This window comes from Nonomuraea longispora, from assembly GCF_004348345.1.
GTDB lineage: Bacteria > Actinomycetota > Actinomycetes > Streptosporangiales > Streptosporangiaceae > Nonomuraea > Nonomuraea longispora.
Window position 1 is genome coordinate 1 of record NZ_SMJZ01000250.1, and the last position, 11,420, is coordinate 11,420.

General features: G+C 70.6%; 11 protein-coding genes. 7 read left to right on the forward strand and 4 right to left on the reverse strand.

The genetic code is table 11. The features are described from left to right. A partial coding sequence (locus E1267_RS39095; RefSeq protein WP_132340588.1) for a PucR family transcriptional regulator occupies nt 1-285 on the forward strand: 285 nt, incomplete at its 5' end. 30 nt (nt 286-315) lie between these two features. Here E1267_RS39095 and E1267_RS39100 read toward each other — a convergent pair. Further along, on the reverse strand, nt 316-942 hold the full coding sequence (locus tag E1267_RS39100) for a TetR/AcrR family transcriptional regulator (protein ID WP_132340590.1): 627 nt from the start codon (nt 940-942) through the stop codon (nt 316-318). A gap of 290 nt (nt 943-1,232) precedes the next feature. On the opposite strand from E1267_RS39100, the gene E1267_RS39105 reads away from it, so the two are divergent. Then, entirely contained in the window at nt 1,233-2,660 is a 1,428-nt protein-coding gene (locus E1267_RS39105; RefSeq protein ID WP_132340592.1) for an aldehyde dehydrogenase family protein, read from the forward strand. 73 nt (nt 2,661-2,733) lie between these two features. Next, nucleotides 2,734-3,261: a GNAT family N-acetyltransferase gene (locus tag E1267_RS39110; protein WP_132340594.1), complete on the forward strand. Its 528-nt coding sequence runs from the start codon at nt 2,734-2,736 to the stop codon at nt 3,259-3,261. Between the two features lie 16 nt (nt 3,262-3,277). On the opposite strand, the gene E1267_RS39115 is transcribed toward E1267_RS39110, so the two are convergent. Further along, entirely contained in the window at nt 3,278-4,384 is a 1,107-nt protein-coding gene (locus E1267_RS39115) for a trypsin-like serine peptidase (protein ID WP_165960045.1), read from the reverse strand. Nucleotides 4,385-4,439: 55 nt separating this feature from the next. Continuing rightward, complete coding sequence (locus E1267_RS39120; protein WP_132340596.1) at nt 4,440-5,441, reverse strand: trypsin-like serine peptidase; 1,002 nt, start codon at nt 5,439-5,441, stop codon at nt 4,440-4,442. A 196-nt stretch (nt 5,442-5,637) separates the two neighbouring features. On the opposite strand from E1267_RS39120, the gene dxr reads away from it, so the two are divergent. From dxr to E1267_RS39140, 4 genes are all read left to right on the forward strand, one after another. After that, nucleotides 5,638-6,828, forward strand: coding sequence for a 1-deoxy-D-xylulose-5-phosphate reductoisomerase (dxr, locus tag E1267_RS39125; protein ID WP_132340598.1), 1,191 nt, complete (start codon nt 5,638-5,640; stop codon nt 6,826-6,828). Nucleotides 6,829-6,866: 38 nt separating this feature from the next. Beyond that, nucleotides 6,867-8,030, forward strand: a complete 1,164-nt coding sequence (gene ispG / locus E1267_RS39130; protein ID WP_132340600.1) for a flavodoxin-dependent (E)-4-hydroxy-3-methylbut-2-enyl-diphosphate synthase — start codon at nt 6,867-6,869, stop codon at nt 8,028-8,030. Between the two features lie 185 nt (nt 8,031-8,215). Beyond that, a complete protein-coding gene (locus tag E1267_RS39135; protein WP_165960046.1) occupies nt 8,216-9,820 on the forward strand; it encodes an alpha/beta hydrolase in 1,605 nt (534 codons plus the stop codon). A gap of 72 nt (nt 9,821-9,892) precedes the next feature. After that, nucleotides 9,893-10,735 (forward strand): GNAT family N-acetyltransferase, encoded by an 843-nt coding sequence (locus tag E1267_RS39140; protein WP_132340608.1) that lies wholly within the window; start codon nt 9,893-9,895, stop codon nt 10,733-10,735. Between the two features lie 149 nt (nt 10,736-10,884). Here the strand turns inward: E1267_RS39140 and E1267_RS39145 are convergent. Continuing rightward, a partial coding sequence (locus E1267_RS39145) for an LLM class flavin-dependent oxidoreductase (protein ID WP_132340602.1) occupies nt 10,885-11,420 on the reverse strand: 536 nt, incomplete at its 5' end.

Below are 11,420 nucleotides of genomic sequence, written 5' to 3' on the forward strand. Positions count from 1 at the left end.
GGGCAGGGTGTGCTCGGGCTGCTCGATCAGGCGGACGCCCAGGCGTTCTCGGCCGCGCTGCTGGCTCCCCTCGCCGGGTACGGTTCCCGGGCCGGACTCGTGGAGTCCCTGCGCGCGTACCTGGAGAGCAACGGCCACTGGGACGCGGCGGCGCAGCGGCTCGGCGTGCACCGGCACACGCTGCGCTACCGCATGAAACGGGTGGCCGAACTGCTCGGCCGCGACCTCGACGATCCGGGCGTCCGCGCCGAGCTGTGGTTCGCCCTTGAGGCGGCCCGCCGCTGACCGGTCGGCGGCGGGGCGCGCACCCCTTCGTCAGGCCTGCTTGTCGACCTGGTAACAGCAGATGGTGGCCATGGTGACCGCCTCGAACGTGCGCCCGTCGCGCAGGTGCCCGGCACGCTCCAAACTGATCGCGCCCTGGGCCGCCGCCCACAGCGCGTCCGCGATCTTGCGGGGCTGGGTCGGAACCAGGTAGCCGGCGGAGATGCAGTCGGCGATCACGCGGTCGAGGATGTTGAGTGCGGCGCGGGCGAGGGTTCTCGCGCGCTCGCTGGGTTCGAAACCGGGGATCGCCCGCTCGAACATGAGGCTGTAGTAGCCGGGCTCGGACAGGCACGCCTGACGGTAGGCGGGTGCGAGCGCGGTCAGGTGCTCGAACGGGCTGCGCCGCTGCGGCACCGACTCCAGGTAGCGGCGGAAGCGCTCGAACCCCTCCAGATAAAGCGCTTCCGCCAGGCCCTCGCGGTTGCCGAACATCGTGTAGATGACGGTCGTCGTGCACCCTGCCTCCGCGGCGATCCTGCGCATGGTGAGGCTGTCGGGGCCGTCTGATTCGAGGAGGTTGACGGCCACGTCGAGGAGGTGGGAGCGGAGTTCGTCGTGGCTGGCGCGCTCTCCCTTGAGGTAGGCGCCCTGGAGCCCGAGCGGCGCCGAGATCATGAGACCTCCTCAGCGGCCAAGGAGCTATGCGTCCTTGTGACCTCACGGTGTTCGGTCACGGGGCCCACGCCTTTCTGATCGGGGGCCCACCACGCTGGAGACCCGCATCCGATGACTTAGCCAGAGCGACGATCGCTCAAACCACTCCGCATGGTAAACATCCCGAATTGGGTCTAGTTCCGTTACATCATGGGTATACAACAGGGCTTGTACTTAACGGTGAGGTCTCGTGGGAGTCTTGTGCACGGTGGTGTAACCCCCGAACGTCCGCTTCGCATAACGTCAGAACTATGGACGTGCGTACCTTCTGGCTGGCCGGCCGCCCAGCGACCGGGGACTCCGAGCTCACCGTCACCAACCCCCACGACGGCCGCGAGGTCGGCCGCCATTCCGTGCCCACGGACGCGCAGGTCGAGGAGGCCGTCGCGGCGGCGCACGCGGTCGCCGAGCAGGCCGCCGCGCTGCCCGTGCACGCGCGTGCCGAGGCGCTGGCCCACGTCTCGCGGCGCATCGAGGAGCGGGCCGACGAGATCGCCCGGCTGATCACCGCAGAGAACGGCAAGCCGATCTTCTGGGCGCGCGGCGAGGTGACGCGGGCCGTCGCCACGTTCCGCTTCGCCGCCGAGGAAACCCGCCGCTGGTCCGGCGAGGCGCAGCGGCTCGACACCGAGCCGGCCGCGGCCGGGCGCCTGGCGTACGTGTCGCGCGTCCCGTACGGGCCCGTGCTGGCGATCACCCCGTTCAACTTCCCGCTCAATCTCGTCGCGCACAAGGTCGCCCCGGCCATCGCCGTCGGCGCCCCCGTCGTCGTCAAGCCCGCCCCCGCCACGCCGCTGTCGTCGCTGCTGCTGGGCGAGATCCTGGCCGAAACCGACCTGCCCGCCGGCATGTTCTCGGTGCTGCCGGTGCCGAACGAGCGCGCCGCCGGCCTGGTGCAGGACCCGAGGTTGCCCGTGGTGTCGTTCACCGGCTCCGCGCCCGTCGGCTACGCCATCGCCGACCAGGTGCCGCGCAAGCACGTCACGCTGGAACTGGGCGGCAACGCCGCGGCCGTCGTGCTGGCCGACGCCGACCTCGACTGGGCGGCCCAGCGCATCGCCCTCTACTCCAACTACCAGGGCGGACAGAGCTGTATCGCCGTGCAGCGGGTGATCGTCGAGCAGCCGGTCTACGACGCCTTCGTCGAGCGGCTGGTCCCGGCCGTCAAGGGGCTCGTCACCGGCGACCCCGCCGACGAGAAGACCCAGGTGGGCCCGCTCGTCTCGGAGGCCGCCGCGGAACGGGTGGAGCAGTGGGTCGGCGAGGCCGTCGCCGCGGGCGCCGAGGTGCTCGCGGGTGGCATCCGCGAGGGCACGTCCTACGCCCCTACGGTGCTGGCGGGCGTGCCCCACGACGCCAAGGTCGTCCGTGAGGAGGTCTTCGGGCCGGTCATGATCCTGCAGCCCGCCGCGTCGGTCGACGAGGCGTACGCGATGGTCAACGACTCGAAGTACGGCCTGCAGGCCGGGGTGTTCACGCGGTCGCTGGACGCCGCCTTCCGGGCCAACCGGGAGCTGAAGGTGGGCGGCGTGATCGTCGGTGACGTGCCGTCGTACCGGGCCGACCAGATGCCGTACGGCGGGGTCAAGGACTCGGGCGTCGGACGCGAGGGGCTGCGCGCGGCGATGACCGACTACACCTACGAGAAGGTCATGGTGCTGACCGGGCTGACACTCTGAGGACGCGGGAAAAGCCGTTGCTCCGCCTGTCGGAGCCCTGGTAGACGTGGCCTGTCTACTTATCGGAGATCTCATGCTGACCGGAGACCGCGTGCGCCTGCGCGCCCTCGAACCCGCCGACAGCGAACCTCTGTGGCGGTGGTATCACGATCCGGAGGTGGGGCGGTGGATGAACGGCTCGCCGCCCATCTCCCTCGCCCAGAACATGGAGAAGGGCGCCAACCGCCCGCGCAACACCTTCGAGCAGATGACGCTGGGCATCGAGACGCTCGACGGCGGGCGGCTGATCGGCTACGTCGTGCTCGGCGAGACCGACTTCGTCCATGGCGAGGCCACTCTGGAGAGCATCGCCATCGGCGACCCCGACCACCGGGGAGGCGGTTACGCGACGGACGCGCTGCGCGTGATCTGCAAGTACGCCTTCGAGGAGATGGGTCTGCACCGGGTGACGCTCTGGGTGGTGGCCGACAACACGGCGGCCGTGCGGACGTACACCAGGGTCGGGTTCGTCGAGGAGGGCCGACGGCGTGAGGCGTTCCGCACCAAGGGGAAGCGGCACGACTTCCTCATGATGGGCCTGCTGGAGTCGGAACTGAAGTGACCGTCCCCTCGGGTGGTCAGGCGCGTCCCGCCATGGTGTAGAGGGCCTTGGCGGCGTCGCCGAGGTAGGGGCCGTACATCGTGCGCTGGTCGTCGCTGTACTTGAAGCTGCTCAGCGACGTGATCGTGCCCTTGCCGGTGCCGGGGTCGAATGTGGTCATCCAAGGGCCGCCGCTGGAGCCCGCCGTCATGGCGCAGCCGAGGCCCTGGTCGCGGGTCTGCTTGTGCGGGTCGTCCCGCAGCCGTCCCGCGCAGTAGACCAGGTGGCTGCCGTTGTACGGCGGGTCGGCGGGATAGCCGAAGCCGAACGCCTGGCCGCCGCGCGGCGCGTTGAAGGCGATCTCCTGGGTGCCGACCACGTCGGCCACGTGCCTGCCGCGTGAGGTGGCCAGGGCGACCATGCCGATGTCGTAGTTGTCGTCGCCGCTGCGCGACCACGGGCCGGCGACGAACATGCGGCGGGCGGTGTACTGCCCGAACGGCGCCTTTCCGCCGGACCTGTAGCCCGGGACGAACGTCCAGTTCGCCGCCCACTCGCCTGCGCCGTCCTTGACGCAGTGGCCCGCGGTGACCACGAGGTCCTTGTTGGCGCTCCTGACCGTGCTGGCCGAGCAGACGAAGTCCGCGCCGGCCACGGTGAGGAACACGCGGCCCGTCGTCCTGGCGACGAGGCCGCCCGCACCCCAGCGGGAGCCGACTGTGGCGGCGCTCGGCGCGGCGGCCGCGTGGTGGCGAGGCTCGGCCGGTTCCGCCGCGCGGCCGGGCCCGCCCGGCAGGCTGGGGAGCGCGCGCCCGCCGGTCAGATCGCCCAGCAGGCCCTTGCCGCTCGTGGCTAGGCCGAGCAGTTCGATCGGCAGGGCCCTGGCCATGCGCTGCGGCGTCCAGTAGTCGAGCACCCGCTGCTGGTCGGCCGGTGTGCGCGCGGCCACGTGCTCGGCGATCCCCGCCTGCCGGACGACCCGCCGGACGACCTGCTCGTCCATGGAGGCGGGCCCGCTGCCCGGGACAGACGCGGTGACGGGGCGTTCGGCCTGCTGCGGTGCCGGTGTCGCGCCGAGGAGCGCGGAGCCGATCAGCCCCGCGAGGAGCGGGGCCCTCGCGAGCATGGGGGTGCTCAGGGTCATGCTCCCTGAGTCTGCACCACGACATGTGTTCTTGTGACTACTTTCGGTGAGTTGCTCAGGCGGCGTTAGCGTTTTGTGCCGCTTGGTAGACAGCCTGAGCCTCGTTTCCGAAATAAGGGCCGAACATCCAATTCGGGGCGAAGTTGTACTTGAAGCTGTTCACCGAATTCTGCGTACCGAGACCGGTCGACTCGTTGAAGTTCAGCATCCACGGGCCACCGCTCGAACCGCCGGTCATGTTGCAGGTCAGGCCGTGGTCCTTCGACAGCGCGACGTCGTCGAAGGCGCGGCCGCTGCAGTGGATGAGCTTCGACCCGTCGTACGGCGCCGCCGCCGGGTAGCCGAAGGCGTACATCTGCTGCCGTCTGGGCTGGTTGAACGCCACGCCCTGGCCGCCCACGACGTCCACCAGCGTCTTGCCCTCCAGCGGCGCGATCACCGCGGCGGCGATGTCGAAGTTGATGTCCTCGCGGGCGTTCCACTGCGGCGTGGTCAGCAGCCGGGTCGCGGCCCAGGTGCCGAAGGGGCGCCTGCCGTTGTCGTAGCCGGGCACGAACACCCAGTTGGTGTGGAAGGCGCCGCCCATCTTCACGCAGTGGCCCGCGGTCAGCACCACGCTCTTGTTCGCGCTGGTCACGGCCGAGCCCGAGCATGAGGCGTTGCGCCCCTGCGTGGTGAAGAAGACCCGGCCCGTGGTCTTCACGACTGCGCCGCCCTTCGTCCAGGGCGTGCCCGACGACCTCGCCGCCTGCGACGCGGCGCGGCTCTTCGAGGCGCCGCTGGGCGGGGCGGTCCACGGGGTGCCTTCGGCGGGCTGCGCCATGGCCTTCTTCGCCCCGGCCTTGGGTCCGGGCGCGTCCAGCGGCGGGGCGGCCTCCATGCGCCGCTCCGTCCAGTACGTCAGGACCTGGCGCCGCTCGGACGCCGAATCCGCCGCCGCCTTCTGCGCGGGCTCAGGACGCACCTGTACGCCGGCCTGCGCCCCGCTCGCCGGGAGCAGGGCGGCGCTTCCCGCGGCGAGGGCCAGGACGGAAATCAGAGCAACTTTGCGGTGCATTACGTACCTCCCGAAATCGAACGTGAGCTTGGAAGGTAGCGGCATCAATATCCAGATTTCTCAGGGTTTGCGCGATCCGATATGGCGATATTCCGGCACGAATCAACTGAGTTATCTCCCGTCACATAAGTCAGGTACTTTGCGGCTGATCGGGGCCTCGTGCCCGAGTACGCCACGCAGCGGGGACAATGGACGGGTGCATGAACAGACCCTCCGCTCCGTCGTCGTGCTCGGCTCCACCGGCTCGATCGGCACGCAGGCACTCGACGTCATCGCCGCCGACCCTGGCGGCTTCACGGTCTCCGGGCTGGCGGCGGGGGGCGGCAAGGTCGACCTGCTGGCCAGGCAGGCGGCTGAGTTCGGCGTCGAGGCGGTGGCGGTGGCCGACGCCTCGGCCGTGCCGGCGCTGAAGGAGGCGCTGGCCGCGCACGGCGCGCACCCCACGGTCCTCGCGGGCCACGAAGGCGTCGCCGAGGTGGCGGCGTGGCCGTGCGACACCGTGCTCAACGGCATCACCGGCGCGCTCGGCCTGACCTCCACGCTGGTCGCCCTGGAGTCGGGCAGGACGCTCGCGTTGGCCAACAAGGAGTCCCTCATCATCGGCGGGCCCCTGGTCAAGCGACTGGCCAAGCCGGGGCAGATCCTGCCGGTCGACTCCGAGCACTCGGCGCTGCAGCAGTGCCTGTGGGCGGCGGGGCCCGACGGCTACGACCCCGCGGAGGTCAAGCAGCTCGTGGTCACTGCCAGCGGCGGGCCGTTCCGGGGCATGAAACGCGCCGAGATGGCCGACGTCACCCCCGCGATGGCGCTGGCCCACCCGACCTGGTCGATGGGGCCCGCCATCACGATCAACTCCGCCACCCTGGTCAACAAAGGGCTGGAGGTGATTGAGGCGCACCTGCTGTTCGACCTCGGCTTCGACCGCATCGAGGTCGTGGTGCACCCGCAGTCGATCATCCACTCCATGGTCGAATACGTCGACGGCTCCACCATCGCCCAGGCCAGCCCGCCCGACATGCGGCTGCCGATCGCGCTGGCGCTCGGCCACCCGCGTCGCATTCCCGGCGCGGCCCGGCCCATCGACTGGACCAAGGCGCACACCTGGACGTTCGAGCCGCTCGACGACGAGGCGTTCCCCGCCGTCGCGCTGGCCAGGCACGTCGGCGGCGCGGGCGGCACCGCGCCGGCCGTCTACAACGCCGCCAACGAGGCCTGCCTCGACGCGTTCATGCGCGGTGACCTGCCGTTCCTGGCCATCGTCGACACCGTCGCGCAGATCGTCGAGGAGCACGACGTCACCCCGGCCGGCTCCGTCGACGAGGTGCTGGCCGCCGACTCCTGGGCCCGCGCCCGTGCGGCCGAACTCACAACAGGGCAGTCCCGCTAACTACCTAGACTGAAAGCGTCGTCACAGTAAGGGTTGAAATGTCATCTGTAGCTCTCGGCATTCCGGCGGTGCGCCCCAAGCCGCTCGCCGAACGCCGCCACTCCCGCCAGCTCATGGTCGGCAGCGTGCCGGTGGGCGGCGACGCCCCCGTCTCGGTGCAGTCGATGACGACCACGGTGACCGCCGACGTCAACGCCACCCTGCAGCAGATCGCCGAGCTGACGGCCTCCGGCTGCCAGATCGTGCGCGTGGCGGTGCCGTCCCAGGACGACGCCGACGCGTTGCCCCTCATCGCGAGGAAGTCGCAGATCCCCGTCATCGCCGACATCCACTTCCAACCCAAATACGTGTTCGCGGCCATCGAGGCGGGTTGCGCGGCCGTGCGCGTCAACCCGGGCAACATCAAGAAGTTCGACGACAAGGTCGGTGAGATCGCCAAGGCCGCATCCGAGCACGGCGTGCCGATCAGGATCGGCGTCAACGCCGGCTCCCTCGACCCGCGGCTGCTGCAGAAATACGGCAAGGCCACGCCCGAGGCGCTGGTGGAGTCGGCCCTGTGGGAGTGCTCGCTGTTCGAGGAGCACGGGTTCAGGGACATCAAGATCTCGGTCAAGCACAACGACCCGGTCGTGATGATCAACGCGTACCGCCTGCTGGCCGCCCAGTGCGACTACCCGCTGCACCTGGGTGTCACGGAGGCCGGGCCGGCCTTCCAGGGCACGATCAAGTCCTCCGTCGCTTTCGGCGCGCTGCTGGCCGAGGGCATCGGCGACACGATCAGGGTCTCCCTGTCCGCACCCCCGGTCGAGGAGGTCAAGGTCGGCGCCCAGATCCTGGAGTCGCTCGGGCTGCGCGAGCGCGGGCTCGAGATCGTGTCCTGCCCGTCGTGCGGGCGGGCCCAGGTCGACGTCTACACGCTGGCCGACCAGGTGCAGGCCGGGCTGGAGGGCATGAAGGTCCCGCTGCGGGTGGCCGTGATGGGCTGCGTCGTCAACGGGCCGGGCGAGGCCCGCGAAGCCGACCTCGGGGTGGCCTCCGGCAACGGCAAGGGCCAGATCTTCGTCAAGGGCGAGGTCATCAAGACCGTGCCCGAGTCGCAGATCGTCGAGACCCTGATCGAGGAGGCCATGCGGCTGGCCGAGGAGATGGGCGTCGAGATCGACCTCGACGACGACACCGGCCCCCAGGTCACGGTCGGCTGACCCGCCCCTGACGCACACGGAAACCCCGGGCCCGCCATCGGCCCGGGGTCTCCTGCTTTCCGTGACCGGCACGTCACTCCTTGCAACAGATCCATTACATGATGGCAAGCATTTCCCCATACCCAGCGTCATGACCCGATCACCCAGGGGAGTATCGCAAGGCCTATGACATGGGAGGGGGCCGGGTGAATCGGGTAGTGAGGATCATCGCCGGAACTGCGGTGCTCGTCGCCGGGACAGTGAGCGCGGACGGGACGGCGGTGGCCGGCGCGGCGAGAAGCGCGCCGGCCGCGCCGGCCGCGGTGGCCTGGCGGCCGTGCCCGCAGGCGCCGGGGAAGCCGGCTCCGGCCGAACTGGAGTGCGCCACCGTACGCGTGCCGCTCGACTACCGCGAGCCGCGGGGACATCAGATCAAGGTGGCGATCAACCGGATCAAGGCCAAGACGTCGCGGGACGCCGACCACCTCGGCACGCTCCTGGTCAACCCGGGCGGCCCGGGCGCGTCCGGCCGCAACCTCACCTCCTACGTCGCCAGGAACCTGCCGGGCGACCTGCGCGACCGCTACGACATCGTGGGCTTCGACCCCCGCGGCGTCGGCGCGAGCGAGCCGGCGATGCGCTGCGTCGACCCCGCCGCCTACTACAAGGCGCCGCGGCCGGACGCCGTGCCGCGCGGGCGGGCCGAGGAGCGGGTGCTCCTCAGCCGGGCCGCCGCGTACGCCAACGCGTGCGGCAACCGCTGGGCCTGGCTGCTGCCGCACCTCACCACCGAGAACTCCGCCAGGGACATGGACACCGTCCGTGCCGCCCTCGGCGAGCAGAAGATCAGCTACCTGGGCTACTCGTACGGCACCTACCTCGGCGCCGTCTACGCCACGCTCTTCCCGCAGCGCGTCAAGCGGCTCGTCCTGGACAGCGTCGTCGACCCGACCACGGTCTGGTACGAGTCCAACCTCAGGCAGAACGGCGCCTTCGAACGCCGCCACCGCCTTTTCCTGGGCTGGGCCGCCGAGCACAACTCCGTATACCGGCTCGGCGCCACCACCAGGCAGACGTCGTTCGCCTACTACGCGATGCGCGACCGGCTGCGCGAGCGCCCGGCCGGCGGCATCGTGGGGCCGAGCGAGCTCGACGACACCTTCACCATCACGGGATACAGCGACAAGGTCTGGCCCGCGTTCGCCGCGGCCTGGTCGGCCTACGTCCGCAAGGGCGAGGTGCAGGGGCTGGTCGACCTCTACAACAAGCACGGCAAGGTCGACGCCGCGGACGAGAACAGCTACGCCGTCTACCTGGGCGTCCAGTGCCGCGACGCCCGCTGGCCGCGCGACTGGGACAAGTGGCGGGCCGACATGACCAGGTCGCACCGCAGCGCGCCGTTCCTCACCTGGCCGAACGCCTGGTACAACGCTCCCTGCGCGTTCTGGCCCGTACGCGGTGGCGAGCCGGTCAACGTGCGCGGGTCGGCGAAGCTGCCGCCGATCCTCATCCTGCAGTCCCGTGACGACGCCGCGACACCGTACCGGGGGGCGCTGACCATGCACCGTCTCTTCCCGCGCTCCCGCCTGGTGGTCGAGCAGGGCGGCAACCACGGCGTGTCGCTGGGGGGCAACCAGTGCGTGGACGGGCATCTGTCGGCGTACCTGAGTGACGGCTCGTTGCCGGCACGGGACGCCGGGTGCCGCGCGCTGCCCGAGCCGAGCGCGTCCGCCCGCATGGCCGCCGAGTCACGGGAGCGGCACGATCTGCTGGGCTCGCTCGGGCTGCTGGGGCTGCTCGGCGGACGATGACGTCAAGAATCGGTTACCGCGGGCATCGCCAGATGAGCTAATCGGTAACCCTTCGCGTAGTCTGACCGTGTGATGCTGCGTACATCGGCGTCGCGCGTGCTCGATGACAGCGACCGGGACGAAGTTCTCGCCCTGCTTGACTCCGATCCGGTCGCGAACGTCTTCGTCTCCTCCCGGGTGCGGGCCGTCGGGCTCAATCCGGCGAGGCTGGGCGGGCAGATGTGGGGATTCGGGCCGCGCGGTGGCCTCGTGTCACTCTGTTACGCCGGGGCCAACATGGTGCCGGTCAACGCCGGTCCTGAGGCCGTGCACGCGTTCGCCGACCGCGCCCGCAAACAGGGGCGGCGGTGTTCGTCCATCGTGGGTCCGGCCGACGCTGTCTCCCTGCTGTGGGAGCGGCTGGAACCGCACTGGGGCCGCGCCCGCGCGATCCGCTGGGCGCAGCCGGTCATGGCGACCTCGCGCAAGCCGCCGGTGCCCGCCGATCCGCTGGTGCGCCGGGTGCGACCCGACGAGTTCGACATCCTGCTGCCGGCGTGCGTGGCCATGTTCACCGAGGAGGTCGGGGTCTCGCCCAACCTCGGCGACGGTGGCGCCCTCTACCGCACCAGGGTGGCCGAACTCATCAGGATCGGCCGCTCCTACGCCCGCATCGAGGACGGGCGGGTGGTGTTCAAGGCGGAGATCGGCGCGGTCACGCCGCACGCCTGCCAGATCCAGGGTGTCTGGGTCGCCCCCGAGCTGCGGGGGAGGGGGCATGCCGTGGCGGGCATGGCAGCCACGGTGGAGGCGGCGCTGAACTGCTTCGCTTCCGTGGTCACGCTCTACGTCAACGACTACAACCGTTCGGCGCGCGCGGTCTATCGCAAGGTCGGCTTCCACGAGGTCGACACCTTCATGTCCGTGCTGTTCTAGCATCCGGGGCATGATTCTCGTCACGGGTGCCACAGGTAACGCGGGTGGAGCGCTGGTGCGGACGCCGGCCGGGCGGGGGTAGGGGCGCGGGCCGGCGTCGGAGGTTGTCGCCCCCTTCCGGCCGCCTTGCCCCTCGGACGCGCGTGGGTTCAGAGCTTGGCGATGACCTCCTCGGCGAACCGTTCCATGGTGGCGATCTTGAGCTCCAGGGTGTCCTCGCCGTACCGGGACTTCTCCTCCGGGGTGGCCAGCCACCACGGCGCGGCCAGCGTCCCCGTCACGCCCTTCGCCGCGAAACGCCGGTAGGTGCCGGCGTCCGGCAGCACCGCCAGCGGCGCGATGATGTCGAACGGCTCCACACTCCTGCCGTTGGCGTCGAGGTGGCGGCGGAGCGTGTCGAGCACGGGGTCGAGCTGCTCCTCGGTGTAGATGCGGTTGCCGATCCACCCGTCGCCCAGCCGGGCCGCCCGGCGCAGGGCGGCCTCGCTGTCACCGCCCACGTGGACGGGGACGCGCCCGGCCGGGACGGGGGAGATCGACAGGGCGGGCAGGCCGTCCAGGGTGACCGTCTCGCCCGCCCACAACGAGCGCAGCACGGGCAGCATCTCGTCCAGCCGCCGCCCCCGCGTGTGGAAGTCCTGGCCGGTCGCGACGAACTCCTCCTTGCACCAGCCCACCCCCACCC